The 26,776-nt window shown below is 45.4% G+C and carries 26 protein-coding genes and 1 other annotated feature; of the genes, 11 read left to right on the top strand and 15 right to left on the bottom strand.

Annotation, left to right across the window (positions count from 1 at the left end; all coding sequences use genetic code 11):
* Positions 1 to 147 precede the first annotated feature (147 nt).
* Positions 148 to 1,362 (top strand): putative manganese transporter, encoded by a 1,215-nt coding sequence (locus tag RXX31_RS05545; RefSeq protein WP_317588100.1) that lies wholly within the window; start codon positions 148 to 150, stop codon positions 1,360 to 1,362.
* A 58-nt stretch (positions 1,363 to 1,420) separates the two neighbouring features.
* Here the strand turns inward: RXX31_RS05545 and RXX31_RS05540 are convergent, their stop codons facing one another.
* The 4 genes from RXX31_RS05540 to torE form a co-directional block, all read right to left on the bottom strand.
* Positions 1,421 to 3,160, bottom strand: a complete 1,740-nt coding sequence (locus tag RXX31_RS05540; RefSeq protein WP_317588099.1) for a glycoside hydrolase family 36 protein — start codon at positions 3,158 to 3,160, stop codon at positions 1,421 to 1,423.
* Positions 3,161 to 3,390: 230 nt separating this feature from the next.
* The gene (gene torA / locus RXX31_RS05535; protein ID WP_317588098.1) at positions 3,391 to 5,853 is read right to left on the bottom strand and encodes a trimethylamine-N-oxide reductase TorA; all 2,463 of its coding nucleotides are present in this window, start codon (positions 5,851 to 5,853) and stop codon (positions 3,391 to 3,393) included.
* A gap of 25 nt (positions 5,854 to 5,878) precedes the next feature.
* Complete coding sequence (gene torC, locus RXX31_RS05530) at positions 5,879 to 7,063, bottom strand: pentaheme c-type cytochrome TorC (RefSeq protein ID WP_317588097.1); 1,185 nt, start codon at positions 7,061 to 7,063, stop codon at positions 5,879 to 5,881.
* A gap of 50 nt (positions 7,064 to 7,113) precedes the next feature.
* On the bottom strand, positions 7,114 to 7,293 hold the full coding sequence (gene torE, locus RXX31_RS05525) for a trimethylamine N-oxide reductase system protein TorE (protein WP_317588096.1): 180 nt from the start codon (positions 7,291 to 7,293) through the stop codon (positions 7,114 to 7,116).
* A gap of 439 nt (positions 7,294 to 7,732) precedes the next feature.
* On the opposite strand from torE, the gene RXX31_RS05520 reads away from it, so the two are divergent.
* Positions 7,733 to 8,536, top strand: coding sequence for an ABC transporter permease (locus RXX31_RS05520; protein ID WP_317588095.1), 804 nt, complete (start codon positions 7,733 to 7,735; stop codon positions 8,534 to 8,536).
* Between the two features lie 246 nt (positions 8,537 to 8,782).
* On the top strand, positions 8,783 to 8,920 hold the full coding sequence (locus RXX31_RS05515; protein ID WP_317588094.1) for a hypothetical protein: 138 nt from the start codon (positions 8,783 to 8,785) through the stop codon (positions 8,918 to 8,920).
* A gap of 82 nt (positions 8,921 to 9,002) precedes the next feature.
* On the opposite strand, the gene focA is transcribed toward RXX31_RS05515, so the two are convergent.
* Complete coding sequence (gene focA / locus RXX31_RS05510) at positions 9,003 to 9,863, bottom strand: formate transporter FocA (RefSeq protein WP_317588093.1); 861 nt, start codon at positions 9,861 to 9,863, stop codon at positions 9,003 to 9,005.
* A gap of 302 nt (positions 9,864 to 10,165) precedes the next feature.
* On the opposite strand from focA, the gene RXX31_RS05505 reads away from it, so the two are divergent.
* The 3 genes from RXX31_RS05505 (at position 10,166) to RXX31_RS05495 (ending at position 12,085) form a co-directional block, all read left to right on the top strand.
* Positions 10,166 to 10,402 (top strand): TIGR02647 family protein, encoded by a 237-nt coding sequence (locus tag RXX31_RS05505; protein ID WP_317588092.1) that lies wholly within the window; start codon positions 10,166 to 10,168, stop codon positions 10,400 to 10,402.
* A 220-nt stretch (positions 10,403 to 10,622) separates the two neighbouring features.
* Positions 10,623 to 11,450: an NAD-dependent epimerase/dehydratase family protein gene (locus RXX31_RS05500; RefSeq protein WP_317588091.1), complete on the top strand. Its 828-nt coding sequence runs from the start codon at positions 10,623 to 10,625 to the stop codon at positions 11,448 to 11,450.
* Positions 11,447 to 12,085: a YdcF family protein gene (locus RXX31_RS05495; protein WP_317588090.1), complete on the top strand. Its 639-nt coding sequence runs from the start codon at positions 11,447 to 11,449 to the stop codon at positions 12,083 to 12,085. Before RXX31_RS05500 ends, RXX31_RS05495 begins: the two co-directional genes overlap by 4 nt.
* A 71-nt stretch (positions 12,086 to 12,156) precedes the next feature.
* Here the strand turns inward: RXX31_RS05495 and RXX31_RS05490 are convergent, their stop codons facing one another.
* Both RXX31_RS05490 and cysS read right to left on the bottom strand, forming a co-directional pair.
* A complete protein-coding gene (locus RXX31_RS05490; RefSeq protein ID WP_317588089.1) occupies positions 12,157 to 12,735 on the bottom strand; it encodes a thymidine kinase in 579 nt (192 codons plus the stop codon).
* Positions 12,736 to 12,815: 80 nt separating this feature from the next.
* On the bottom strand, positions 12,816 to 14,198 hold the full coding sequence (cysS, locus tag RXX31_RS05485) for a cysteine--tRNA ligase (protein WP_317588088.1): 1,383 nt from the start codon (positions 14,196 to 14,198) through the stop codon (positions 12,816 to 12,818).
* A 203-nt stretch (positions 14,199 to 14,401) separates the two neighbouring features.
* Here cysS and RXX31_RS05480 point away from each other — a divergent pair, with 203 nt between their 5' ends.
* The 4 genes from RXX31_RS05480 to RXX31_RS05465 all read left to right on the top strand — a co-directional run bounded on the left by RXX31_RS05480 (position 14,402) and on the right by RXX31_RS05465 (position 17,608).
* Positions 14,402 to 14,896 (top strand): peptidylprolyl isomerase, encoded by a 495-nt coding sequence (locus tag RXX31_RS05480; RefSeq protein WP_020332956.1) that lies wholly within the window; start codon positions 14,402 to 14,404, stop codon positions 14,894 to 14,896.
* Between the two features lie 60 nt (positions 14,897 to 14,956).
* On the top strand, positions 14,957 to 15,685 hold the full coding sequence (gene lpxH, locus RXX31_RS05475) for a UDP-2,3-diacylglucosamine diphosphatase (RefSeq protein WP_317588087.1): 729 nt from the start codon (positions 14,957 to 14,959) through the stop codon (positions 15,683 to 15,685).
* Between the two features lie 108 nt (positions 15,686 to 15,793).
* On the top strand, positions 15,794 to 17,008 hold the full coding sequence (locus RXX31_RS05470) for an EAL and HDOD domain-containing protein (protein ID WP_317588086.1): 1,215 nt from the start codon (positions 15,794 to 15,796) through the stop codon (positions 17,006 to 17,008).
* A 96-nt stretch (positions 17,009 to 17,104) separates the two neighbouring features.
* On the top strand, positions 17,105 to 17,608 hold the full coding sequence (locus tag RXX31_RS05465; protein WP_317588085.1) for a YchJ family protein: 504 nt from the start codon (positions 17,105 to 17,107) through the stop codon (positions 17,606 to 17,608).
* Positions 17,609 to 17,996: 388 nt separating this feature from the next.
* On the opposite strand, the gene hisIE is transcribed toward RXX31_RS05465, so the two are convergent.
* From hisIE to hisG, 8 genes are all read right to left on the bottom strand, one after another.
* A complete protein-coding gene (hisIE, locus tag RXX31_RS05460; protein WP_317588084.1) occupies positions 17,997 to 18,632 on the bottom strand; it encodes a bifunctional phosphoribosyl-AMP cyclohydrolase/phosphoribosyl-ATP diphosphatase HisIE in 636 nt (211 codons plus the stop codon).
* A complete protein-coding gene (gene hisF, locus RXX31_RS05455) occupies positions 18,629 to 19,402 on the bottom strand; it encodes an imidazole glycerol phosphate synthase subunit HisF (protein WP_317588083.1) in 774 nt (257 codons plus the stop codon). The genes hisIE and hisF overlap by 4 nt, the downstream gene beginning before the upstream one ends.
* Entirely contained in the window at positions 19,384 to 20,121 is a 738-nt protein-coding gene (hisA, locus tag RXX31_RS05450) for a 1-(5-phosphoribosyl)-5-[(5-phosphoribosylamino)methylideneamino]imidazole-4-carboxamide isomerase (RefSeq protein ID WP_118118170.1), read from the bottom strand. Before hisA ends, hisF begins: the two co-directional genes overlap by 19 nt.
* Positions 20,122 to 20,134: 13 nt before the next feature.
* Positions 20,135 to 20,749 (bottom strand): imidazole glycerol phosphate synthase subunit HisH, encoded by a 615-nt coding sequence (gene hisH, locus RXX31_RS05445; RefSeq protein ID WP_317588082.1) that lies wholly within the window; start codon positions 20,747 to 20,749, stop codon positions 20,135 to 20,137.
* A 36-nt stretch (positions 20,750 to 20,785) separates the two neighbouring features.
* Positions 20,786 to 21,859, bottom strand: coding sequence for a bifunctional histidinol-phosphatase/imidazoleglycerol-phosphate dehydratase HisB (gene hisB / locus RXX31_RS05440; RefSeq protein ID WP_317588081.1), 1,074 nt, complete (start codon positions 21,857 to 21,859; stop codon positions 20,786 to 20,788).
* Between the two features lie 76 nt (positions 21,860 to 21,935).
* Positions 21,936 to 22,976: a histidinol-phosphate transaminase gene (gene hisC / locus RXX31_RS05435; protein WP_317588080.1), complete on the bottom strand. Its 1,041-nt coding sequence runs from the start codon at positions 22,974 to 22,976 to the stop codon at positions 21,936 to 21,938.
* A 15-nt stretch (positions 22,977 to 22,991) separates the two neighbouring features.
* On the bottom strand, positions 22,992 to 24,284 hold the full coding sequence (gene hisD, locus RXX31_RS05430) for a histidinol dehydrogenase (RefSeq protein WP_317588079.1): 1,293 nt from the start codon (positions 24,282 to 24,284) through the stop codon (positions 22,992 to 22,994).
* A gap of 5 nt (positions 24,285 to 24,289) precedes the next feature.
* A complete protein-coding gene (hisG, locus tag RXX31_RS05425; RefSeq protein WP_317588078.1) occupies positions 24,290 to 25,186 on the bottom strand; it encodes an ATP phosphoribosyltransferase in 897 nt (298 codons plus the stop codon).
* Between the two features lie 51 nt (positions 25,187 to 25,237).
* Positions 25,238 to 25,375: a sequence feature (His leader region), on the bottom strand.
* A gap of 363 nt (positions 25,376 to 25,738) precedes the next feature.
* Here hisG and RXX31_RS05420 point away from each other — a divergent pair.
* A complete protein-coding gene (locus RXX31_RS05420) occupies positions 25,739 to 26,692 on the top strand; it encodes a sigma-54 dependent transcriptional regulator (RefSeq protein ID WP_317588077.1) in 954 nt (317 codons plus the stop codon).
* Positions 26,693 to 26,776 lie beyond the last annotated feature (84 nt).

Raw genomic sequence — 26,776 nt, 5'->3', positions numbered from 1 at the left:
CGTGTGCCATGGAAGCTGTTTGCTCACAAAGGCCCGTACTTTACCTGATTTGACAGAGTTTGACACCAAGAAAAGTGCATAACGCTATTGCGAATAAATCTCATTAAGATATAGTGATAATCATTCCCATTTGCATTTGAGTAAAGAATGAACGCGACGAGATTTTTGCATTCAGCGCAGCATCTGCTTCGGCCCACTCAGTTCCGCTTAGCGTATAAACGCCTGCTTATTCCTATCTTTATGCTCGCGTTGTTGATCAATGGCAACACTCGTGCAGTCGCAGTGACGACTCTGTCCGATTCTTTTTGGGCCGTTTCGTGTTATGTCTGCGCAACTCTGGTGATTTATCATTATCTCTCCCACTTGCTATCGAAGCCCAATCGCCTTACCGATCTCTACCGTCACTCTCAAACTCATCAGGTATTTTTCGCTGCGCTGCTTGGTGCCTTGCCCGGATGTGGCGGCGCAATTGTTGTGACGACGCAGTTTATCAGCGGCCGAGTTGGTTTTGGTGCCATCGTCGCGGTACTGACATCAACCATGGGGGACGCTGCTTTCTTGCTGCTCGCCGCTAAACCTGTGATTGGGATTGGCGTGGTAGTGACGGGTATCGTTGTCGGTACGATTTCCGGACTGGTTGTTAATATTTGCCATAAAGAAGATTTTTTGCGTCCCGTCCAAGTATTAAACCCAGGTGATCCAATTCCCCCTCAAAGACAAAGCGAGGGTTACAGCGAGCAAGAACAAAAGGCGATCAATTTACAAGGCACATTCTGGAAATGGCTGCTATTGCCGACCAGTATTATCGCACTGATGATGTCTTTCCAACTGGATATCAACAAGTTGCTTAACTTGACATCAAATACCATTGAATGGATTGGGGCGACTTTCTCGGTAATGACGATGTCACTTTGGGCAATGACCAAAGAGCTGGGCTGTTACCAATCGACGGTATCCGAAGATGCGAAAATCACCGACTCCCATCCGATTCAAAAAGCAGCGCAAGACACAAACTTCGTCAGCGCGTGGGTGATCATTGCCTTCCTCGCTTTTGAGTTTACGACGTACTTTTCGGGGCTGGATATAGCCGGTTCTCTCTCGGGTTGGGGGATCTGGATGCCATTGGCCGGGCTGGCAATTGGTACGCTTCCAGGATGTGGGCCTCAAATTTTGGTGACAAGTTTATACCTGTCAGGTGCCGCGCCTTTTTCAGCACAAATAGCCAATGCAATCTCAAACGACGGCGATGCCCTTTTCCCCGCGATTGCGATGGCGCCAAAAGCGGCATTCGTTGCCACTATTTATTCATCCATTCCTGCGTTTATCGTCGGTTATGGTTATTACTTTCTATTTGAGTTTTAACCGTGCAACATGTAAAAGAGCCTCACTTAAGGCTCTTTGCTGAGATCCAACCATTACACTACACGGTGACGATCGCCTTCGCATTGAGTCCTTTATCTAAACTGACTAAAAACATCTGACAAGCTTCTTGGTTAAGCTTTTCTCCCGTCCAGAAGTCATACCAATCTACGGGTTTATCCGAGGTTAGCGTAAACTCTGTTGCATCCTGATTCGAATAGTTAAACAAACAATGTAGATCATTGTTGTTGGTGAGCGGCAAATAGGCGTGATTTAAGCTCAATGCCGAGAAGAGTGCGGACTCCTGGCTACGACGTTGGCGCAACATAAGTTTCGACAACGTCTTGTTCGCAAATGGCGTCATCTCCGGCAATGGGTCGCCTGACAGCAACAAGCCGCCACAAGCCAGGAGAACAGTACGATGAAACTCGTAGTCTTCACGCGAAGCCGATTGGTTTGGTAACGAAGTGAACGTGGCACAGTCAGGATCAATTTGCCACAATTTTCGGTGTTGCCAGCTGCGGAAAAATGTTTCTTTTGCGATCTGTTCGAAGCGATGACTATGACGTTCAACGTCATCGGAAACACGCATCGCATCCACCAGCCCCAGTGAAGGCCACATTGGCGCATTGCAGCCCAGCAGCCATGCCTCACCTGCTCCTTTTGCTATCGCCTCCATGCCCATTCGGTACGCCTCAATCCCCGTCACGCCAGACTGGCTGCGTTTACCTTTAAGGGAACCCCAATAGTTGGCATCCAACTTAAACAATTCTACGCCCCACTCTTTGCGCATGACAGAAACCACATGGGTAAGGTGATCTTGAACTTCCGGAAGCGAGGTATCGAGAATATACCACGGCGTACAGCGCCAGCCTCCATAGGTAACATCTTCTGCTTTCATCAAACTGCCATCATGATGGCGCACAAACCAGTCAGGGTGTTGTTTGAACACTTCCGACTCTGGTTGAGCAATAAATGGCGCCATCCAAATCGCTGGCTTTTTCCCCTTAGAACGAATGTTCTGAATTAACTCTTTTACACCACCAGAAAATTTATCGGAAGGCGTCAGCCAGTCCCCCATGAACGCCTGATAGCCATCGTCAAGTAACACCCACTCCAGATCCGCCAGCTTATCGTTCATACACTCGACGTTTTGCAGAATGTTCGTTTCTGTCACTTCAGCGTAATAGGCGTACCACGAGCACCAACCTACAGGAGCACGTTGTGTGACACCGTTACGTACCGGATGATTGTCTGTAATCATCTTGCTGTATTGTTGGTAAAGTGCTGACAATGATGTTCCGCTCAGCACGGTAACAGACTCCAAAGCATTACTTTCCCAGTCGGTCACTTGTGTATGCTCGCCATCAATAGCCGCAGCCAGAGTCCACTGCTCTTCATGCAATCGCACATCAAAATAGCCAGCGAAGCGACGGCAACTGGTAAAGCCAAATAACGTATACCCATCAGAGTCTTCAACCACTAAGTAGTTGTAGTAACGCTTGGGTTCATCTTGAGAATAGATCCGATAACTCGGATTGTTATCAGCACAACGACCAACATCAATGGGCTGGCTGATGGTCCCCGAGGTTTGTGCGAGCATCTGAAAACCGTCTCCGATCACGCGAGCGCCATGTTCATATAAAAATGGGACTTCAAAGAGCACTTCGCGATCAGTAAAGGTCTTCTGGTGGATACCAGCAAAAGAAAAGTGTACTTGATTGCCAATGACATCGGCGCGCAGGTCGTTATCAACGACGGTAATTTCTATGCGATTAGCGAACTGAAAGGTTTGAGTCATATTAGATCTACTTAGTTATTATTATCTTTATACCCAAGAGACTTGGTTCAATATGAACCGTTTAGGTACGGTCACCATTATCCTACGGTTTAGAAGCGTAAATCGTTAGTTGCCTCACGAATACACCTTAGCTCTTAGTGAAACATAATTATTGAGATAACGCTCCCCAAAATTCAGCTAAAAAAATACCAGCCCGGAGGCTGGTATTGGATTTTGTACTTGTGCTTGTATTAAGCAACTTCGATTGGCCCACCGAATGATGTGACCGGCGGCACTTTACCTGTGAACTTCTCAAAGTCGACGATACAAGTGTTCGCAGAAGTAGCCTGTGCAAGCTCAGACGAGCCTATGTCTTGCGTTAGCGTATTAGGGTCACCATACGTACAGATAGCGCCTTCTTTCTCGTTCAGAGGGCCATACCAGGCACCTTCTTCGATACGAACAACGCCACGTGGGTAGCTGTCGGTAAGAACCGCACCCGCTAAAAGCTGACCACGTCCATTAAATACACGGACTAAGTCACCATCTTTAATGCCTTTCGCTTTTGCATCAACCGGGTTGATATAAACAGGCTCACGACCTTGCACCGCGTAAGTGGCGCGGAACTCTTCAGATTCACACATTTGTGAGTGCAAGCGCTTGTCTGGGTGACAAGACTGCAACCAGAATGGGTATTTATCTGAGCCCGGACCACCGTGTGAACGTTCTGATTTTTCGAACCACATTGGGTGCTCTTGGCAATGTTCGTAACCGTAACGACCGATCTTACGAGAGGTAATCTCGATAAAACCAGATGGCGTGCCCAGTGGATTAATCTCTGGGTCTTTACGGAAATCCGCGTGACGAACCCAAGGTTTGCCTTCACCAAAGTCCAGTACACTCTTCTCCCAGAATTCGTTGAACTCAGGCATTTCGAATTTACCTTCGTTGGCTTTCTTACAATCGTTGTACAGGCTTTCGATCCACTCCATCTCACTCATACCACGAGTGTACTCTTCACGGCGGCCAAAGCGCTGTGTCAGTTCGCTCATTATCTGGAAGTCGGGTTTAGATTGGAACAGCGGATCCACCAAGCGGTGCATCGCTACCAAACCACGGCTTGAGTATGAACCATAAACGTCGATATCGTTACGCTCCCACTGAGTACAAGCTGGCAATACGATATCAGAGAAGCGACAAGTTGCCGTCCACGCAAATTCAATGGTCACAACCGTTTGTAGCTTCTTGAACGCTTTCTTCATACGGTTGCGATCTTGGTGATGGTGCCATGGGTTACAACCCGAGATAACCATCATTTTGAAATCTGGCAGTTTAACTTTGCCGCCGTTGTAATTGATCTCTTTACCTGGCTCGAGAATAGCATCAATCCAACGCGCAACCGGAATGGTACGACTGTAGCCGTTGAAATCGTTATTGTCCCACTTCGGCTTCATACCTTGGTCCAGGTTACGCGGGAAGCCACCAGGGCCAGCGAAACCAGTTGAAGGAACACCGATACTTGAGTAGTGGTGGCCATAAGAGATTCCGCCGCCAGGCAGACCGATTTGACCAACCATCGCTGCGACAACGGCTGCTGCCCAGTATGGCTGCTCACCGTGCTCTTGACGCTGGATACACCACCCCATTAGGATCTGAGTACGACCATTAACCAGCATGCGGGCGAATTCGCGAATCTTGTCCGCTTTCACACCACAGATAGCTGCAGCCCACTCTGGAGTCTTTTCCGTCTTATCTTTGGTTTGACCCTGAACGTATTGAATGAACTCTTCAAAGCCTAAACAGTAAGTCTCAATGAACTTCTTATCGTATAGCTCTTCGTTGTACAGCACGTGTGCAACAGCCAGCATGAACGCCACGTCGGTCATCGGGTTGATGTACAGGTGATCATTCTCTAGGTAGCGCTGAGTTTTGTTCTTCACCGGGTCAACAGACAGAACGTTGATCTCACCTTTAGCGACTTTCTCTTTTAGCTGTTCTAGATACTTGAAAGATTCGTGCGTTTCACAGTTCCAGCCGACCTGAAGGTTTTTCACTGGATCGTTTGCCCACAGAACAATATTGTCTGAGTTCTCTAGGATTTCAGACCAAGACGTACCTTGTGCATAAACTTCTGTTGAACCGAGCACGTAAGGCATGATGGTTTGGCCCGCCCCCGTCGAGTAGTCGCCAACTTTTGTGATGAAGTTACCATGCATGCCTACCGCACGTTGCATGTGCGCCGTACAGTTGTTGAACGCACCCGTTTGGTTCCAGCCTGTTTGACCAGCGTGTAACGCCCAAGGACCGTATTCTTTCTGTACACGCTCTAACTCACGGTAGAACAGATCCAGCGCCTCGTCCCACGTTACACGTATAAAACGGTTGTTGCCGCGAGTATCTGCGCTGTACTTGTGCTTTTTGAGCCAATCCAGACGAACCATTGGGTAACGAACACGCGATGGGCTGTAAATGATGCCTTTGATGCCGTTCAGCATCTCTGTCGGGTTCTTATCAAGCTCTAGTGGTTTGATCTCCTGAACCTTACCCGCGTAGATATGAGCGCGAAATGCGCCCCAGTGCGAGCCCGTCACTTTCCAGGTACCAGTCGATTCCGCGGCTTTTGCTGAAGCTGACGCTAATAAGCTTGGACCGATAACTGACGCGGCACTTGTCGTTGCTACGCCTTTAAGAAAACTTCTTCGTGTAATAGCCATTTAAAATTCTCCAATCCGACGCTTATTAGTGATGGCCTTCAGCATAATCTGAAGAGTGCTTCTGTAGATATTTCAAGATCAGCGCTTCGCTGTCCGTATCCAGGTTGACGAATGCAAGCATGCCGTCAAACATACCTGGCCAGGTGTTTGCGTCGAAATGCGCTTCAGCAGGTTGTGTGTGACAAACAGAACAGTTGGTTTTGTAGGCTTCACGCGATTTTTCCCAGACAGGATTAATGTCATTCAATGCAGACTCTTTCTTAAGCCAGGCTTTCGCTGTCACTTTTTCCCATGGAAGACCGGTTAGTTCATCGACGCGCTTCTCACCTGTTGTCACTACATTACTGTCGGTAGAGGCTTCTTTTAGCAGAGATGCTGTCGCAATGTTCTTACCGAAATCTTCTTGGATTACGCGACCAAAGCCTTTCGCTTTACGCCAGCCATCAATTTCGATTTCAACAAAATCGCCTTTTTCTTCGAGCACTTTTACGGTCGATGCCGGGTTGAGCAGGCCGGCTTCTTTAGTGCCCTGCTCGTCAAAATAAATTGGCAGATGACGAATGCTGACTAGCTGCTGGCCTGCTGCGTAATCAGTGTTTGACGTCATTTGCTCCAGATCGCCCACAATACCGCCGATACTATCCATACCCGCAGGTAAGTTGTGCGCAATGCCTTTGTGGCAATCGACACAGCTTTGATCTTTCTCTGCGGCTTGTTTCATTTGAATACGCGCGGTCGGAGACATCTGGTCGAAGTCCATCGAGTCGTAGTTATGGCAGTTTTTACACTCCAGAGATTTGTTCGCAGAAAAGCGGTCCCATTCGTGTTTGGCTAACTCAATACGGCGCTCTTCAAACACCCCTTCTTCATCGTAGTTACCAAATACTTGTGCAAACACTTCTTTAGAAGCCTGCATCTTACGAGCAATTTTATCTGTCCAGTTATGTGGAACGTGACAGTCAGGACAAGTCGCACGCACACCTGAATGGTTTTTCCAGTGAACCGTGTCTTGCAGTTCTACATAAACGTTGTCGCGCATGGTGTGACAGCTGATACAGAACTCTTCCGTGTTGGTCGCTTCTAACGCTGTGTTGAAGCCCCCCCAGAAAATAACGCCTGCGATAAAGCCACCCATAGTTAGCACACCAAGGCTGATATGTACGGCAGGGCGTCTCATCGTACGCCACAGTTTAATGATTAATGATTTCATTCTTTGCTCTCTTAAAATCTTTTCAACAGTGTGGTTATGAGCTCAACGGCTTACATACCGTGCGCACCAGGAGGCCCAAAGAAGAACACCTGCAACATCCATACGATAAATCCGTAACCGCCAACGAAAGCCACACTTAAAATTGGAAAGAGAACAACCGCAATGAATAAAAATGATTTCCACTCAAGGGAGCGTTTTTCACCGCACTCAATATTATTAACATCTCTCATACATTTGCCTACTCTGTATTTGGTGTTATTGAAAAGCCCAGAAAACCAAGCTTAAGTTTTTTACAATTTATAACCGAAAATGTTAATCCATATTGTTTGTGAGGTTCAATCAAATAACGTCCACCAACCCTTGTTATTCAACACTTTTTTGAGTTAAAACGGAGATGTGTTGGATTGATATTATTTATTAAAAATCATGAACAGATGTGAAAAAATAAGTCTTTTGAATTAATGTTAAAACCAAAACAAATATTAAACATAAATAACATTTTCACGTTAAACATTGCGGGACAAATTCGTTTTCATCTCGAAGAAAAACCAAATAATGTAAACAAATTGATAAGAAATAATTTATAAAAGAGGCTATCACTCGCATTTAAATTCATTCAAAAAATATGAGTTAAAATAGAGTGGAGAAAGTAGAAATTTAGGAGAATTAATGGACAGCGTCGTCGATATAAGCTGGATAAAACTGGCAATCTTTAGTTTGATTTTACTCATCCCTCTTGCAATTAACTATCGCTACAAATTGGGTATCGCGAAAGACACTACCATCAGTGTCCTTCGTATGACTGTGCAGCTGATCCTGATAGGCGTTTACTTAGAGTACCTCTTCCACCTCAATAGCTTACTGGTCAACGTATTATGGTTAGCCGTTATGCTTGTAGTTGGCGCAAGTACGATTGCGGGTAAAGCTCACTTGCCCAAAAAGCCGTTAATGCTCCCTCTGCTCACCGGGCTAATTAGTGGCCTGGTTCCGCTGCTTCTTGCCATGACGGTAGGTTTAGTTCGACCGACGCCTCTCTATAACGCACAGTACATGATCCCGCTGGCAGGTATGTTGTTAGGCAATAGTTTAAGCAGCAACATTATCGCCCTACAAAATCTTTTTACCGCCTTTGAAGAACGTAAGACAGAATACGAAGCGGCTATTTCACTTGGTGCCTCCCCAAAATACGCGTCATTTCCCTTTGTTCAAGAGGCGCTAAGAAAGTCCATGGCACCAACATTAGCCTCAATGACGGCAACGGGTCTCGTGACACTCCCAGGGATGATGACAGGTCAGATTTTGGGCGGCGCAAGCCCGATGGTAGCGATTAAGTATCAGTTGGTGATCATGTTGGCGATTTTCGTCATGCTAAGCGTATCGGTGGCAATCACGTTAGAAATGACACTGAGCAGCGTGCAAACCAAAGAAGGCCGAGTCAAAGTAAAAATCGAGCAAAAAAGTCCTACAAAATAAGCTCGACGCACTCGCATATAAACGTTTAATTTTATAATATTTTCTGTAGTCAGATAGATACACACGGTGTTTAAGACAGGTTATCCACAGAAAATGTGGATAAGCAATGAAAACACATACGCAATAAGAAACATAACAAGTTGTCTGGAAAAAGGTTTTTCCTACATACAACGGTCATAAATTGATCACTTGGCTGAAATACTCTAGTTTTACAGTGCAGGGAGTCGCAAAAAAGGAGCAACTAACATGGATGTATTAATGGTCTCTGAAAGGTACGATGAATTATTGTCTGACACGCCACTTGAGTGGCTAGTTCAGGAACCAACCGAAATGACTTCCCACTGGGTACCGACCGAGTTTGGGATTAACGAAGAGTTGGTATAACGAACAAAAGAAAGGCGAGCTATTTGAGCTCGCCTTTTGCTATCCTGCACTTCATCTTTCTAAAGTAGATGATAAGTACCGACTATTTCAGGTGCTTGTCTTCATCACGCAGGTAAATCATCCAATACCACATTCCGACAAAGACACCGCCACCGATAATATTGCCTAACGTTACTGGGATAAGGTTATTGAAGATAAAGCCTGTCATGTTCAGATCGACATAATTCGCAATATCCGCTCCAGTCATCTGCCAAAAAGCTTCAGGGGCAAAATATTTAATACCAATGGCCATTGGAACTTGGAACATGTTCGCAATACAGTGCTCAAAGCCTGCCGATACAAACATTGCCACTGGCAGAATCATTACTGCGATCTTGTCAGTGAGTGTGCGCCCACTGAAAGTCATCCAAACAGCAATACACACTAAAACGTTACACATAATGCCTAAGGCAACGGCTGAGAAGAAATCGTGGTGTAACTTGTGCTGGGAAATTGCCATCGCATTAAGACCAACCTGTCCGCCGTCAAACATATATTGTTTGCTCATTAACATACAGGCTACCAACATAACGGCACCGGTCATGTTGCCAAAGTAAACCACAAACCAGTTTTTAACTAATGCCTTCCAGGAGATTTTGCCACTCGCACGTGCCACCAGCGTCAATACAGAGCTAGTGAAAAGTTCTCCGCCCGTAACCACTACGAGGATCAAACCCAGGCTGAATGCCAGCCCACCAATTAAACGAGTGATGCCCCAAGGTAAGTCCCCTGCGCCTGTTGTCACAGTGGTATAGAAAATGAAGGCAATACCAATGTGAAGTCCAGCGGAAATCGCGAGTAAGAAAGATTTAGCAGGTGCTTTAGTCGCTTTACCTACACCAACTTCGGCAGCGCGTTCAGCAGCTTGCGGCGGTAATAAAGAGTCAAACTGATTGAAATTCATGGTGGCGTAACATTTAGAAACAATTAAGGAGGCGGCGATAATCGCTCGATTTTCACACTTTTTCAAGGGGTATTTGGGACGTTAACTAAAAATATTGTTTATGGGACATCTATCGTTGGATTTAAGCCAATCAAATGACAAATTTTTGCTGTCATTGATATGTGACAAATATATTTTCTTTCGAGCAAAAATCCCACGTTATATCAGCCTGATAGCAATACAGTTAACACTTCTCGCGGTTTTGTGTTGCTCTAGTTGGTTTTTGAGACTAGCTTGGATAAAAAAGCGCAAAGGAATTATTTATGAAATATTCAGCGGAACACATGGCCGAATTGAATCTACTGCTTCAGTTCGATTTAAGCAGCGCAGCAACGGGCATAAAAGTTCACAAAGATGCGTCCGAAGACACCCAAACGGCCATTGCTCGCCTGTATGAGAAAAAACTCTGCACACAGCCTGATGGTGGCTATTTAACAGACGAAGGTATTGAGGTCGCAGAACACGCAGAAAAAATCTTACGAGTACTAGCCGCAAGCTAACCACCCACTGTAAAAATGCCACTTATTTTAGGTGGCATTCACATATCCCCCCAATAGGTTTACACTTATTCCTGACACACTGAAGTTTGACCATTCCAATCAATCACATATATCGATAAGTAGGCAAGACGCCAGATAGGCGTACCCTCTCCTTTCTTCAGTGAACAATAAAATGCGCATAATCCTGTTTAACAACTTTAATTAAGTCGGGAAGATAAATATGGCAAACACATTGATTGTAGGTGCAGGCTGGTTAGGCACACCACTCGCCCAAGCTTTAGTCAACGACGGGCAGACTGTTGTTGTGACACGCCGCAGCCAGGAAAGGCTGGATGAATTACCATCGATACTCATCAACGCCGAGATCCTCGATCTCAATCAACCACACGCGGAAATAAAATTGCCAGAGCTTATCCAACGATATCAAATCAAGCACATCGTCGGTGCGTTTCCCCCTGGATTCAGAAAAGGTGGTGGTCAAGAGTATGCTCAGCAATGGGCAACCTTAGTTGAAACCGCGAAGCAGCAAGAGATTGAAAAGTTGGTGATGATCAGTTCCACCACGGTCTACCCTAATTTACCCTCTGACATGAATGAAGATTCCGCCTCGCTCAAACTGGCACAAAACCATCCTCATTTTTCTGAAAACGCGCAGATCATGTTGCAGGCGGAGCAGTCTGTCATCGACTCGGGTATCGACTACGCTATTTTACGCTGTAGCGGCTTGATTGGCCCGGACAGAAACCCAGCTCGCTTTGCTGCGCGACTCAAACAAGTTAGCCGCAAAGCACCTGCAAACATGCTTCATCAAAAAGATGCGGTTGCCGCTGCAAAATTTGCACTGGAACACATTGATAATGAAATTGTTAACGTGACAACACCTAATACCGTCAGTAAAGCCGAGTTCTATCAGGCTGCAATCACTAAGAGTGGCGCGGAGCTTTCTCTTCCTCCAGTGACAGAAGATGCCGACAAGCGCATTATCGCAGATAAGCTCGTTTCGCTCGGTTATCAATTTCAATTTAACTCAACGCTGGATGCACTATGAAGCTTTATCAACATATCGAAACGCTCTGGGATTACATGCAACTCAAGCATCAGCTACAACCAGCGGATTGCTTATTAGTCATGTGCAGTAATGACCTTCGTGTCGCAGAACATGCCGCAAAGCTTTATCAGCAGAAACTTGCACCACTCATTGTGTTCTCTGGCGGTAAAGGGCGATTTACAGATGGTTTGTTTGACAAAAGTGAAGCTGAAACTTTCGCAGAAATAGCGCAAGCAGCAGGTGTCCCTGACGATGCAATATTGTTAGAAACCCAATCAACAAATAGCGGTGAAAACGTACGCTTTACTCACCAGTTACTCGAAAACCGCGGTATTTTGTGTGACTCGGTGATTTTGGTACAAAAGCCATTTATGGAGCGTCGAGCTATCGCAACTTTCGAGAAACAATGGCAATCGCCCTATTCTCAACTTCAAGTGAGCTCCACGGCACATCCGTTCTTCGAATACATTAATGAAGACATGCCACTAATGATGGTATTGGAAGCACTAATGGAAGACTACTCTCGCGTCAAAACCTACCCTGAAAAAGGCTTTCAGACTGAGCAAGTCATTCCGGAAAACGTCGAGTCGTCTTATCAGGCATTGCTAGAACGTTTCGGTTTTAATTTCGCATAATTGACTAACGACAAATCACAAAAAAGCCACCGATTCTGGTGGCTTTTTTGTATACGTTTAGCGAACCAGGACTATTTACCTAACGCTTCTTTGTAATGCTGACGACAAACCGAAACGTATCGTTCATTACCGCCAATCGCAACTTGGTCACCTTCTTTAATGGCAACACCATTTTCATCGGTACGAATGACCATATTCGCTTTACGTCCACAGTGACAAATCGTCTTGAGTTCAACCAGTTTATCTGCCCATGACAACAGGTACTTACTGCCTTCAAAAAGCTCGCCAAGAAAATCGGTTCGAAGACCGTAGCAAAGGACGGGAATATGCAGTTTATCCACCACTTCTGTCAGTTGATATACCTGCTCTCTGGTTAAGAACTGGCACTCATCGACCAGAATACAATGACGCTTCTCAACCTCGTTTAAAGCCGTAATCTCTTGATATAAATTGCTATCCTGGCAGAAAAGATGAGCATCTGACTGCAAACCAATTCGTGAGCTTACTTTGCCTACACCATAGCGGTCATCAAGTGCTGCCGTGAATATCACTGGCGTCATGCCGCGCTCTTGGTAGTTAAAAGAAGATTGAAGAAGAGTCGTTGATTTACCTGCATTCATCGCAGAGTAGTAGAAATACATCTGAGCCACAGAGCATTACCTGAAGTTAAAATTATAGAAGTAGAAAATAAAAGGGCTGAATTATCAGCCCTTTAGAAATGAAGATTCAGTTACTTACGGCGCCAAATTGTGCCTTCTGGGCTATCTTCCAGCACGATGCCCATTTCGGTTAGCTTATCGCGCGCCATGTCTGCGTTTGCCCAATCTTTAGCGGCACGAGAGTCGTTACGCAGTTTGATTAATGCCTCAATTTCTGCCACTTCGTCATCATTACCAGCATCGCCTTTCAGGAAAGCTTCAGGATCTTGGTAAAGAATACCGATCACGTCTGCAAGCTCACGCATTAGTGCGCCAAGTTCGCTCGCTTTCTCAAGACTTTCTGTCTTCAGGCGGTTTACTTCACGCGCCATATCAAACAGTACTGAGTAAGCTTCCGGCGTGTTGAAATCGTCATTCATCGCGTTAGTAAAACGAGAAACGTACTCTTCACCACCCGCTGGCGCTGCTTTCAAATCAAGTCCACGCAGAGACGTGTACAGGCGCTCAAGTGACGCTCGTGCTTGGTTTAAGTTTTCTTCACTGTAGTTTAGCTGGCTACGGTAATGACCAGACATCAGGAAGTAACGTACGGTCTCGGCATCGTAGTGACCGAGTACATCACGAATGGTAAAGAAGTTACCCAAAGACTTAGACATCTTCTCGCGGTCAACCATAACCATGCCACTGTGCATCCAAGTGTTTACGTACTTGGTATCGTGTGCACAGCAAGATTGTGCGATCTCATTCTCGTGATGTGGGAACTGCAGATCCGAACCACCACCGTGGATATCGAAGTGATCACCAAGAATTGACGAGTTCATTGCAGAACATTCAATGTGCCAACCTGGACGACCTGGCCCCCATGGCGACTCCCAAGTCGGTTCACCCGGCTTAGACATTTTCCAAAGTACAAAGTCCAACGGACTACGTTTCGCTGTTTCGACATCAACACGTGCACCAGCCTGAAGCTGATCCAAATCTTGCTTTGAAAGCTTGCCATATTCGTCAAACTTACCGACTTCAAACATGACATCGCCATTTTCAGCAACGTAGGCGAAGCCACGCTCAATCAGTTTTTGAACCAGTTCAATGATTTCAGGGATAAACTGTGTTGCACGAGGCTCAATATCTGGACGCTTCATATTTAGCGCATCGAAATCAGCGTGCATTTCACCAATAAGACGCTCAGTCAATGAATCACAAGATTCACCGTTTTCTGCTGCGCGTTTAATGATCTTATCGTCGATATCGGTGATATTACGCACAAACGTTAGATCGTAACCCAGGTAACGTAGGTAGCGAGAAACAACGTCAAAAGACACAAACGTACGACCATGGCCGATATGACAGAGATCGTAGATGGTAACTCCACAGACATACATGCCAACTTTGCCGGCTGTAATTGGTTTGAATTCCTCTTTCTGTCTTGTGAGTGTGTTATATATCTTTAACATGATCTCTATCTATGATTGTGAATGAATACAAGAAGGCCGAGTATAACAACTCCGACCTTATTAGGTAATAGGAATTAACCGATAAAACGATAATCGGCTAAACTTCAAGCACAAAACGATTAATTTCTTCTTCCTGAGTTTTTAAAGCGTTATAACTTAAGCTAGAATCTCGGGCTCAATACAACACAGTAAAGGACAGTAGCATGATCACCCTTCACACAAATTTTGGTGACATCAAGATTCAACTAAACGAAGAGAAAGCGCCAGAAACAAGCGCAAACTTCCTACAGTACTGCCGCGATGGCTTTTACGACAACACGCTATTCCACCGTGTTATCGATGGTTTCATGGTTCAAGGTGGCGGCATGGAATCAGGTCTACGTGAAAAAGCAACACGTGCACCGATCAAAAATGAAGCAAACAACGGCCTTAGCAACAAAGTGGGTACGCTTGCTATGGCTCGTACTATGGAGCCGCACTCTGCAAGCTCTCAGTTCTTCATCAACGTAAACAACAACACATTCCTGGACTTCCGTAGCGAAAGCCTAGACGGTTGGGGTTACTGTGTATTCGGTGAAGTTGTAGAAGGTATGGACGTCGTTAACCAAATTAAAGGCGTTAGTACTGGTTCTTACGGCATGCACCAAGACGTACCACTAGAAGACGTGGTAATCACTGGTACAACAATCGAAGAGTAATTCTTACGAATTATTCCCACCACTTAATTGAATGGGGAGGCATCGCCTCCCCTTATTTCTATGACAACATTATTTATATCAGACCTGCACCTTACGCCGTCACGCCCTGACATTACCGAGTGTTTTGTAACGTTTATGCGCACAGAGGCTCCAAAAGCCGACGCTTTATACGTATTAGGCGATCTTTTCGAGTTTTGGGTCGGTGACGACGACAAAACGCCTTTTGCAAACCAAATTCGGACCGAATTTAAAGCGCTCACCGACAGTGGCGTTCCCGTCTTCTTTATTCAAGGCAACCGTGACTTCCTGCTAGGAGAACGTTTTTGTCAACAAACGGGGATTACCCTTCTTGATGATGTTTGTACCATCGACCTCTATGGCAAAAAAGCGGTTATCTTACATGGCGATACGCTATGTACAGACGATGTGGACTACCAGAAATTTCGCAAAACCGTTCACCAACCTTGGCTGCAATGGGTATTCAACCATATTCCTTGGTTTATAAAGAAAAAAATTGTCGCCAAAGTTCAAACTGATATTCGAGATGACAAAAGTAGCAAATCTTTAGACATTATGGATGTCAACCAAGATGAAGTAGAGAAAGTGATGTCTCAACATTGCGTCAACCTGATGATTCATGGTCATACCCATCGTCCAGACACGCATAATTTTGACGTCAATGGCGTTAAAAAAACACGCATAGTTTTAGGGGATTGGTATACGCAAGGCTCAGTTTTACAAGTAAATTCTGACCATTTCCTGCTACAGACAAGGCCTTTCAACAGATAATTAACTCAAATCATGTCCAGAGCTTACAATATTCGGACATAAGCCATGGATATTTTGTAAAAAGTCGTTATCATCATATCACTCAGTTAAGCAGAATGAAGTACCTAATTGAAGTATTCTTACGTAGCTCGCCAACCAATTCTAGATAGAGAAAAGCGAACCATTGGTTATGAACTTCTCTTTCGCGACGGCCCCAAAAATACCTTCCCTGAAGTAGAACCCGAGCTGGCTACTAGTCGATTGCTGTCTGATCATTTTCTATCGACGCATTACAATACATTAGGTAACAAGCTGGGGTTTGTTAACTTCCCCCAGCAGAGTCTGATTAATTTAGTTCCGACTTTATTTCCTAAGGACTCATTAGTCATTGAGGTTCTGGAAGATTGTGAGCCAACTGAAGAACTGCTTGAAGCGATTAAACATTTGCATGAATGTGGATACAAAATCGCGCTGGATGATTTCGTACCAACCAGAGCCTGGAAGCAATTTCTTCCTTACGTCTCGATCATCAAGTTTGACATTCGCCTGGTGCCGATAGAAAAAGCGGCGATTTACATTCAATCTCTTGATCACTACAACATCGACTTTCTTGCAGAGAAAGTAGAAACCTACGAAGAATTTAAGCTGACTCTAGAAGCCGGATTCAATTACTTTCAGGGCTACTTCTTCAGCAAACCGGAGATGATCAAGAAAAAGCAACTGAAACCGTCATTTTTGGCTGTTATTCAATTGTGTAAAGAGATTGCGGATAAGCCCATCGACTTTGACGAAGTTGAACGTCTTTTTACTATTGATATTACGCTTTCATACAAGTTACTGACTTACGTCAATTCTGGTTATACGCTCACCACAAAAATTAAATCATTCAGACAGGCTCTGATTTATTTGGGTGAAGAACGCTTGAGACGGTTCATCTCTCTCGTTGCTATCGCTTCAGTTCAGGATGACAAACCTGATTCTCTCTATACGCTCGCCATCCAACGTGCTCGAATGTGTGAGTTATTGCTGAGCCTAATGAAGACGAAATACGATCCTGGGCAAGCCTTTTTGACCGGGATGTTTTCACTGCTTGACTCGCTGCTCGATCAACCCTTGAGCGATGTGATACACCATATTCCTATCGACGACGATATCAAACTAGCGCTAACCAGTCACAAAGGTATTTTGGGCTACTTACTGTCTATGACTATCGCCTATGAACAAGCAAACTGGGAGCAAGTTGAGAAATATTGCGCGGCGCTAAAGCTCACTGAGGAGCAGCTTGTCGACGCATTTAACCAGTCCACTGTCTGGGCTCAGGAACTGCTTTCTCAACAGTCTTAGGTGTGATCTGTTCAGCTAAAAGTAGTTCGAGTGTATAATCCTTCTCGTCTTACCTCACCAACGTGAGGCTGTCTAATTAAATAGAGATTTCTTTTTATGACTTCTTCTTGCCCGTGCGGCTCCAATCTCAGTTACCAGCAATGTTGTGAAATTGCTCATAGCAACCACGCCAACGTAGAAACACCCGAGCAGTTAATGCGTTCACGCTACAGTGCTCATGTTTTAGGGTTAGTGGATTATGTAATCGCGACTTATCATCCAAGCTGTGATGCTGAAGCTCAGAGAGAAGGCATTGCGCAGTCTATCGATAGTGACTGGTGCCAGCTTGAAGTCATAAAAGCGGAAGCAGGCAGTAACGAAAATGAAGGGTTTGTTGAGTTCAACGCCTACTTTAATGACGATGGTAAACGCTATTGTCTGAGTGAACGTTCGCGCTTTGTCAAAGAAAATGGCCTTTGGTACTACATTGACGGCACTTTCCCACAAGACGAACAAGAACCAGATCCTCGTCTGAGCCAGCCAGTAAGCAGCCTAAAAGTCGGCCGTAATGACCCATGCATTTGTGGTAGCGGTAAAAAATTTAAAAAGTGTTGTGGGTAGGGATAAGATCCTAGGTTCTAGGTTCTAGGTTCTAGGTTCTAGGTTCTAGGTTCTAGGGCCTAGGAAAAGATTACGGATTGTTTTTCAACCACCTAAAACCTTCTTTTTAAACCGTCATTCCGAGGAGCCTTAGCGACATCAGGAATCTACTAACAGTAGGTACGTAAACCAAAGCAAGCACCTTTAATAAAAGCAAACTCGGATAGTAGATCCTGAATCACGCTCCTTCGTCGCTGTCCAGGATGACCTAATTGGGCGGCAAATTTCCGTATTCCGTAAGCGAAGCGCTCTGTATTCCCAAAACAACAAACACAAAACTTGTTGTTTTCCAATCAATTCATAGCGAGAAAACCTAGGACCTAGTCCCCTAGATCCTAGACCCTTTTTTTTACTTATGACGTTCTTTAAGCTTATTCACTACGTCGTTCATCGACAAGCCTTGGTCTTGCAGTAGAACCAGCAAGTGATAAATCAGATCTGCCGATTCGCATACTAGTTCCGCCTTGTCACCCGACGTTGCCGCAAGCGCGACTTCAACGCCTTCTTCGCCCACTTTCTGCGAAATACGCTTGGTGCCACGGGCATAAAGGCTGGCTGTGTAAGAGGACTCTGGGTCGCCGTCCTTGCGGGCAGCCAATAGCTGCTCAAGTTGATGAAGCCACACCATTTGCGACTCTTCTTGCGCATCCCCATCCCAGCACGTTGTGGTGCCAGTGTGGCAAGTTGGACCAATCGGGTTCACCTTAACCAGCAAAGTATCGTTGTCACAATCAAGTGAGATGTTCACCAGTTGTAGAACGTTGCCCGAGGTTTCCCCTTTCGTCCACAAACGCTCTTTGGTACGAGAGAAAAACGTCACCTGACCTGTTTCACCCGTTTTTACCAGTGCGTCCTGGTTCATGTAACCCATCATCAGTACTTGGCTGGACTGGAAGTCCTGAACAATAGCAGGTACCAGACCATCCACCTTCTCCCAGTTGATTCGCTCTTGTAGCGAACTTACTTCGGCGGCTGCAAAACTCATACTCGTACCTCTATACCTTGTTGTTTTAAATACTGTTTCAACTCGCCAATATTGATGACTTGTTTGTGGAATACTGACGCTGCTAATGCGCCGTCAACATTCGCTTTTTGGTAAGCTTCTGCAAAGTGTTCCATCGCACCAGCACCACCTGAAGCAATCAGAGGCACTTTACACACTTCACGTACCATGTTGAGCTGCTCAATGTCGTAGCCATTGCGGACGCCATCTTGGTTCATCATATTCAGTACGATTTCACCCGCACCGCGCTTTTGCACTTCCTGAACCCAGTCACGCGTTTCCCATTGTGTTGCTTTGGTACGCTCTTCATCACCGGTAAACTGGAACACCTGATATTTTCCTGTGTCCTTGTCGTAGTATGAGTCGATGCCGACAACAATGCATTGAACACCAAACTTATCAGCCAGATCAGTAATCAACTGTGGATCCGCTAGAGCCGGAGAGTTAATGGAAACCTTATCGGCACCAAACTCCAAAATGCGCGCGGCATCTTCTGCCGACTTAATGCCGCCAGCAACACAGAAAGGAATATCGATAACTTCGGCTACGCGCTTCACCCAGCTTTTATCAACCACACGTCCATCGCTCGATGCCGTAATATCGTAAAATACCAGTTCGTCCGCGCCTTCTTCTGCGTAGCGCTGTGCAAGAGGAACGATGTCACCGATGATTTCATGGTTGCGGAATTGAACCCCTTTGACCACCTGACCATCACGCACATCAAGACATGGGATTATTCGCTTTGCCAACATGTGAATGCCTCCTCTGCTGTGAACTTACCATCAAGCAACGCGCGGCCAACAATGACACCGGCCACTCCGCTGCCTTTCAACGCTTCTATATCCGCCAGTGAGCCGATACCACCTGACGATTGAAATTGAACTTGTGGGTACTGCTTGCAAAGATCCACGTACAGATCAACGTTTGACCCTTCTAGCGTGCCGTCACGAGAGATATCTGTACACAGAACATGCTTGAGCCCTACTGTTAGGTAGTCATCGATAAGCGCTTCTATCGTGACACCAGAGTCTTCCTGCCAACCAGAAATCGCCACTTTACGAGTGCCATCCTGGTCGATGTTGATATCTAAAGCCAGAACGATCTTCTCTGCGCCGTATTTTTCCATCCAGCCTTTTACTAACTCTGGCTGTTTAACGGCTGTAGAGCCTACTACGACACGCTGAGCGCCTGCTTCTAGCAGATCCACAACGTCCTGTTCAACGCGAACACCACCACCAATCTGGATGTTTGCTGGTGTGCTTGCCAGTAATTTTGCAATCAGATCGAGCTGTCGTGCAGACGTATCTTTTGCACCTGTTAAGTCGACCAAGTGCAACCAATTTGCACCAGCCTGATGGTACAAGTTGAACTGCTCTGCTGGATCCACTTTGTATTCGGTTACTTGTCCGTAATCACCTTGGTAAAGGCGAACCACCTGTCCTTCGATTAAGTCAAGAGCTGGAATAATCACACTAAATTCCTTTTTATAATTCTAAGAAGTTTTGAATAAGCTTCGCGCCCGCTTTTGAAGAACGCTCTGGGTGGAATTGCACACCATAGTAATTGCCGCTCTGTACCGCAGCGGTGAACGGATTGCCGTAATTACACTCAGCGATAGTGTAATCACCAACTGGCATTGCAAAGCTGTGGACAAAGTAGAAGTACTCACCCTCTTCGATGTCTTTAAATAATGGGTTACCCGGTTTAGCTGATACGGTATTCCAACCCATGTGAGGCAGTGGTAAATCACCGGTTTGAAGCAACTTTACTTCGCCCTCACAAAGACCAAGACATTCAACTAATTCATCGGCTTTTTGGCCTTTCTCTTGAGAAACCTTGCCGAGTAGTTGCATGCCCAGACAAATCCCAAGAAGCGGCTTCTCGACCTTTTTAACCAGCTCGATGAGATCTCGCTCTTCCAGGTTTTTCATCGCTTCACTTGCGGTACCGACACCTGGCAAGAAAAGTTTATCCGCCGACAAGACAACTTGAGGGTCTTTTGAAACGGTTACTGTGTAGCCAAGGCGCTCGATGGCGAATCTCACCGAAGAAACGTTGGCACAGCCAGTATCAATAATCACAACTTTCTGTTCTGTCACTGTACTCATCTCCTATCAATACTCTAAGGAATGTCCTTAAAGAACGCCTTTACTACTTGGCAGCTCGTTACCTTCTACTTTGATCGCCTGACGCAACGTTCGGCCAAAGGCTTTAAACAAGCTTTCAATGATGTGGTGATCATTGTCGCCAGCAGAAGACAGGTGCAGAGTACATGCTAATGTATCCGTTAAAGAGCGGAAGAAGTGCACAACCATCTCGGTAGATAGGTCTCCGACTTGCTCGCGGCCAAACTTCGCATCGAATTTCAAGTATGGGCGACCCGATAAATCTAACGCACATTGTGCAAGGCACTCATCCATCGGTAAGCTAAAACCAAAACGGCCAATACCGCGTTTATCACCCAGGGCTTCTTTCAGTGCCTGACCAAGTGCCAGTGCCGTATCTTCTACGGTGTGGTGATCATCAATGTGAAGATCGCCTTCTACCTTACATACAAGCTGGAAACCGCCGTGGGTTGCGATTTGATCAAGCATGTGATCAAAGAATCCCATGCCTGTTGAGATTTGATTACCACCTTGTTCATCAAGGTTAACGGCTACTTTGATATCCGTTTCTTTGGTGGTACGAATAACTTCAGCAACACGAGCTTTCACCGTCAGATCTTTTAGGATTTGCTTCCAACCCATGGTCTCTGGGTTATATTGAATACCGCGAATCGCCATGTTTTCCGCAAGTTGAAGGTCTGTCGCGCGGTCGCCAATCACAACCGAATTCTGGAAGTCCACTTTGCCGCCCTGAAGGTATTCTTTCACCATGCCGAGCTTAGGCTTACGGCAAGAGCAATTATCTTCGTCAAAGTGTGGACAGATCAGAACGTCATCAAACTTTACGCCTTGAGATTCGAAAATCTCCATCATCATGTTGTGAGGCGCATCAAAGTCTTCTTGCGGGTAGCTGTCTGTACCCAAACCATCCTGGTTGGTCACCATCACTAAACGGTAACCTGCATCCTGTAACGCAAGCAGGCTTGGGATCACGTATGGTTCTAACTGCAACTTATCGAGGCGGTCTACTTGGAAATCAATCGGCGGCTCAACGATCAGTGTGCCATCACGGTCAATAAAAAGGATTTTTTGTTGTTTGCTCACTAGAACATCCTTATTGCTAATCTTGGTTGGCTCCCACTCTATTGTGAGAGCAAAATAACTTTATGACTTTACAGCTTTACGAATAGTAGTTTCTGATAAATCCAAGTGTTTTTTCGCACTCTTCACGATTGCCGACACTGATGCGCACACAGTTTTCAATCGGTGAATTACGTAAAATAATGCCGGTATCCCATGCAGCTTTAAACAGGGCATCACCATCTGGGAATTTCACCAGCAAATAGTTCCCCCACCCTTCGTATACTTCGAGGCCCGGTATCATAGACAAGCCAACTTGCAGGTAAGCACGGTTGGCGTTTAAGTCCAGAACCTGAAACTTAGCGCGAGCCAAACCGGCTTCCGATAATGCTTGCAATGCAATATCTGCAACTGGAACAGGTACCGGATAAGGGGCGATAACTTTAAGAAGTACATTAATCAGCTCTTCATTTGCAAGCGTAAATCCACAGCGCAGACCAGCAAGCGCAAAGGCTTTGGATAAGGTACGAAGAATCGCTAAGTTCGGGTATTGTTCCAGCAAATCGACGGTTGAGGCTTCTGGACAGAAATCGATGTACGCTTCATCCATCACCACGATTGCACGATCTTTGGTCATCTCAAGCAGCGAGACGATGTCTTCGCGCTTAACCAAGTTACCGGTTGGGTTATTCGGAGAGCAAACAAATACCAGCTTCACGTTATCGAGATTCGCTTCAATGCCTGCTAAATCCAGTTGCCAATCAGAAGTCAGTGGAACGGTCTTACGCTCGACACCAATCGTTTCTGCACTGATTGAGTACATACCGTAAGTTGGTGGACAGTAAAGAATGGCATCTTCGCCAGGCTCACAAAAAGCACGAACGAGCAGCTCAATACCTTCATCAGCACCACGAGACGTCAGTGTCTGCTCTGGTTTTACGCCAGCATAAGCCGCGTATGCCGCAATCAGTTCTTTTGGCTGACACTCGCTGTATCGGTTAAGACGAGCAAAATCGGTTTTGTATTCATTATCAAATGGTGATTCGTTTGCATTCAGCCAAACATCACCCGTACCGCCAATACGGCGAGCGGATAAGTAAGGAGTTAATTCCTGGACTTGTTTACGCGCTAGCTTTTCCATCTCAATATTTCCTTCTTACTTCGCTGCCAGTTTTTCTACACGAATCGTTACCGCACGCTTGTGTGCATCCAGGCCTTCCGCTTCCGCCATAGTGACAACCGTAGGAGCCAGGTTTTTCAAGCCTTCCGCAGAGAGCTCTTGAACCGTCATGCGCTTCGAGAAATCTGCTAAGCCAAGGCTAGAGTAAGTACGAGTGTATCCGTAAGTCGGAAGCACGTGGTTCGTACCAGAGGCATAGTCACCAGCAGACTCAGGCGACCAATCCCCCAAGAAAATAGAGCCCGCGTTATCAAGCAATGGCAACAACTCACGTGGATTTTTGGTTTGCACGATTAAGTGCTCAGGGCCGTAGTAGTTAGAGATCGAAACCGCTTGAGTCAGGGACTCAGAAATAATGATTAAACTTGATGCTAGCGCTTTTTGAGCAATGTCCGCACGCGACAGTTGTTTCAATTGACGTTGTACTGCGTCTGTTACCTGATCAGCGATGATCTCTGACGGAGTGACAAGTACGACTTGAGAATCAGGTCCGTGCTCTGCCTGGCTAAGCAGGTCAGCGGCGATAAAGTCAGCGTCCGCCGTTTCATCTGCTAAAACCAAAACTTCAGATGGTCCGGCCGGCATATCGATCGCCGCACCACGGAAATCATTACTTACCTGGCGTTTTGCTTCTGTCACGTAGGCGTTACCCGGACCAAAGATTTTATCAACCTTCGACACGGTCTCAGTTCCGTAGGCCATCGCAGCTACAGCCTGACCACCACCAACGTTGTAAACTTCATCAATACCACAAAGTTTCGCCACGTAGAGGATTTCATCCGCAATTGGCGGAGGAGAACACAATACGACTTTACGACATCCGGCAATTTTAGCCGGAACACCAAGCATCAAAACAGTCGATGGCAATGGTGCACTACCACCAGGGATGTACAGACCCACCTTTTGAATTGGACGAGTCACTTGCTCACACATTACGCCTGGTTGAGTCTCAACTTTAATTGGCTGAGGCTTCTGCGCTTTGTGGAACTTAGCAATATTTTCGTAAGCTTGATTCAGTGCGCTTTTCATCTTCTCAGACAGACGATCAGCAGCAGCATCAATTTCATTCGCAGACACACGAATTGAATCTGGCTTTACTCGGTCAAACTTTTCCGTGAGTTCAACAAGTGCAGCATCACCTTCACTACGCACTTTCGCGATAACCTCTGCAACCGCAGCGGTAATATTTGCGCCTTCTGTGATAGCTGGGCGCTCTAAAATTGAATCTTGTTGATTTTCACTCAGTGATTGCCAAACAACTGTTCTCATGACCCTTACTCCATCATTTTTTCAATTGGTAGTACGAGAATTGAACTCGCACCCAGCTCTTTTAACTGCTCCATGGTTTCCCAGAACAGATTCTCAGAGCTCACCAAGTGAACCGCCATTTTTTGTTTGTCTGCTGATAATGGTAATACAGTTGGGTCTTCGGCACCCGGTAGTAGCGCTTTAATTTGTTCCAGCTTCTCTGCTGGCGCGTGTAGCATGATGTATTTTGACTCTTTTGCTTGCTGAACACCCTGCATGCGAGTAAGTAGCTTATTGATCAGTGCCGTCTTATCCGCATCAAATTCACCCATGCGTTGAATAAGCGTCGCTTTCGATTTAAAGATAACTTCGGCTTCTTTAAGACCGTTTGCTTCTAGTGTTGCACCTGTTGAAACTAAGTCGGCAATGGCATCAGCCAGGCCAGCACGTGGCGCGACTTCTACAGAACCTGTCAACATACAAGCTGAGAACGGTACACCCGCTTCATCCATGTATGCTTTAAGCAGGTGTGGGTAGGTTGTTGCGATGCGTTTACCTGCTAAATCTTGAGGGCCATTGTATTGTTCATCCTTATCGATGGCGATAGATAGACGACAACCACCAAAATCAAGACGACGAAGCTGAACAAATTCGCACGGCTCACCTTGCACTTTACGGTCTAGACGCACTTCTTCAAGTTCGTTTTCACCAATGAAACCTAAGTCAACAACACCATCCATAACCAGACCTGGAATATCGTCATCACGTACGAGTAGCAAATCAATTGGCATATTTTCTGAATGAACCACTAAACGCTCACCCATTAGGTTAAACTTCACGCCGCACTGTTTAAGTAGAGCTTGACTCTCTTTGCTAAGACGACCTTTTTTCTGAATTGCGATTCTTAAGCGTTGTGATTGCATTGCTATGTCCCTGTACAAGATATTGAAAACTAACTATTTTTTAAACCAAAAACGAAAAAACCCTCGGAAGAATGTTATCTCCCGAGGGTTTTAAATCTGAATTTCTTTGATTTTAACCTCCGGGAGTTTCCTGTCTCCCGGGTATGCGCACATCTCCCGAAAGACTAGATTGGGTGATGATGGTGATGAATGTTCATTACAAAATTGCGCATACTTATTTACGACTCTGGTTCGTTGCTCTGTTGGTAAACACACTAACTAAGGATTCTGATTTTTTCAACACTAAATTTTACCTTTTCTAACATTATTTTCTATATCATTGTTTTTATTTGATTTTTATTTACCTAGGCTGTACTAAAAAACAGTGAAAAAAGACGCTATTCAACCGGTGTCCTAGCAAATTACGTTGAATTTATTAATTTTTCTATAAACAGCCAGTTAGCATTTTCCACCACTAGCAATTAACACTTTTCTCAATAAAAAGACAATAACTCGTCTTCAAGCAACTAATTAAAAACTATTATTTTATTGGGGCAAAAATAGTGATTTATGATGAAACTGCATAACAATAGTGCTAACAAAGTTGTGGATTTCAGCGATGCCGATTTATATCCATTAATCGGTAATAGCGCATGTATCCAAGAACTTCGTAATGCAATTAAAAAATACGCTCGATGCGATGCAGAAGTGCTCATTCAGGGAGAAACTGGTGTGGGCAAGGGCTTGTGCGCCCGTCTGATTCATCAGTTGTCGAGAAGACGAGAATGGCCATTTATTGAGGTAAACTGTGGTGCGATTCCGAGCGGCCTTATTGCCTCAGAACTTTTTGGTCATGAAAAAGGCGCGTTTACAGGTGCTATTGCTGATCGTATCGGTTTTATTCAGAAGGCTCATAAAGGCACTTTATTCTTAGATGAGATTGGAGACATGCCTCCCGATCTTCAAATTCACTTATTACATTTTTTAGAAAGTAAACAGATACATAAAGTCGGTGCTGATAAGTTTATCGATGTGGATTGTCGTGTGATTGCTGCCAGCCATGTAGATTTGAAAAGTGAAGTCGTTCAGGGTGAGTTCCGAGAGGATTTATTCTACAGACTCAATATATTGCCGCTGACTATCCCTCCTCTAAGAAAAAGAGGTCGCGACATTGTTATGCTTTCAGAGCATTTTCTAAATAGCTTATCCGGCGGACAAGTAAACAATATGTCTGCCGAAGTCGAAGAGATGCTCCTCAAGCATCGCTGGCCAGGTAACGTACGCGAACTCCGCAATGTAATCCAGCGGGCGATTGTCATGTGTGAAGACAACACTTTGTTAGTGGATGATTTAGGACTCGATTGTAATGAACGACAGCTCCTTCCATCAGCCGATCAAATTGATCTCGATTATTTACTTCAAGCCATCGAAGAGAATAAACACAACATGAGTGCGGCCGCACGCGATCTTGGTATATCCAGAACGACACTCTATCGTCTAATTAAAAAATACAATTTGAGTGTTTAAGACTGTACAGCTGTAACGTGACACTGTGTAACAGCAAACCCTCCTATTATCATCCACTTATAATTTTTAGCTTAAACACTCAAC

Source organism: Vibrio sp. EA2 (assembly GCF_033042495.1).
Taxonomy (GTDB): domain Bacteria; phylum Pseudomonadota; class Gammaproteobacteria; order Enterobacterales; family Vibrionaceae; genus Vibrio.
Note: the sequence above shows the minus strand (reverse complement) of the source record. Positions and strands in the feature narration are given on the sequence as shown.

Excerpts from the sequence above, each read along its gene's own strand:
- torA (WP_317588098.1), bottom strand. The coding sequence starts at position 5,853 with ATGGCTATTACACGAAGAAGTTTTCTTAAAGGCGTAGCAACGACAAGT.
- RXX31_RS05500 (WP_317588091.1), top strand. The coding sequence starts at position 10,623 with ATGGCAAACACATTGATTGTAGGTGCAGGCTGGTTAGGCACACCACTC.
- hisG (WP_317588078.1), bottom strand. The coding sequence starts at position 25,186 with ATGCAATCACAACGCTTAAGAATCGCAATTCAGAAAAAAGGTCGTCTT.
- RXX31_RS05420 (WP_317588077.1), top strand. The coding sequence starts at position 25,739 with ATGAAACTGCATAACAATAGTGCTAACAAAGTTGTGGATTTCAGCGAT.
- hisC (WP_317588080.1), bottom strand. The coding sequence starts at position 22,976 with ATGGAAAAGCTAGCGCGTAAACAAGTCCAGGAATTAACTCCTTACTTA.
- hisIE (WP_317588084.1), bottom strand. The coding sequence starts at position 18,632 with ATGAGTTTTGCAGCCGCCGAAGTAAGTTCGCTACAAGAGCGAATCAAC.
- RXX31_RS05520 (WP_317588095.1), top strand. The coding sequence starts at position 7,733 with ATGGACAGCGTCGTCGATATAAGCTGGATAAAACTGGCAATCTTTAGT.
- RXX31_RS05540 (WP_317588099.1), bottom strand. The coding sequence starts at position 3,160 with ATGACTCAAACCTTTCAGTTCGCTAATCGCATAGAAATTACCGTCGTT.
- torC (WP_317588097.1), bottom strand. The coding sequence starts at position 7,063 with ATGAAATCATTAATCATTAAACTGTGGCGTACGATGAGACGCCCTGCC.
- RXX31_RS05545 (WP_317588100.1), top strand. The coding sequence starts at position 148 with ATGAACGCGACGAGATTTTTGCATTCAGCGCAGCATCTGCTTCGGCCC.
- focA (WP_317588093.1), bottom strand. The coding sequence starts at position 9,863 with ATGAATTTCAATCAGTTTGACTCTTTATTACCGCCGCAAGCTGCTGAA.
- hisD (WP_317588079.1), bottom strand. The coding sequence starts at position 24,284 with ATGAGAACAGTTGTTTGGCAATCACTGAGTGAAAATCAACAAGATTCA.
- RXX31_RS05505 (WP_317588092.1), top strand. The coding sequence starts at position 10,166 with ATGAAATATTCAGCGGAACACATGGCCGAATTGAATCTACTGCTTCAG.
- cysS (WP_317588088.1), bottom strand. The coding sequence starts at position 14,198 with ATGTTAAAGATATATAACACACTCACAAGACAGAAAGAGGAATTCAAA.
- lpxH (WP_317588087.1), top strand. The coding sequence starts at position 14,957 with ATGACAACATTATTTATATCAGACCTGCACCTTACGCCGTCACGCCCT.
- RXX31_RS05465 (WP_317588085.1), top strand. The coding sequence starts at position 17,105 with ATGACTTCTTCTTGCCCGTGCGGCTCCAATCTCAGTTACCAGCAATGT.
- torE (WP_317588096.1), bottom strand. The coding sequence starts at position 7,293 with ATGAGAGATGTTAATAATATTGAGTGCGGTGAAAAACGCTCCCTTGAG.
- RXX31_RS05480 (WP_020332956.1), top strand. The coding sequence starts at position 14,402 with ATGATCACCCTTCACACAAATTTTGGTGACATCAAGATTCAACTAAAC.
- RXX31_RS05495 (WP_317588090.1), top strand. The coding sequence starts at position 11,447 with ATGAAGCTTTATCAACATATCGAAACGCTCTGGGATTACATGCAACTC.
- RXX31_RS05515 (WP_317588094.1), top strand. The coding sequence starts at position 8,783 with ATGGATGTATTAATGGTCTCTGAAAGGTACGATGAATTATTGTCTGAC.
- hisF (WP_317588083.1), bottom strand. The coding sequence starts at position 19,402 with ATGTTGGCAAAGCGAATAATCCCATGTCTTGATGTGCGTGATGGTCAG.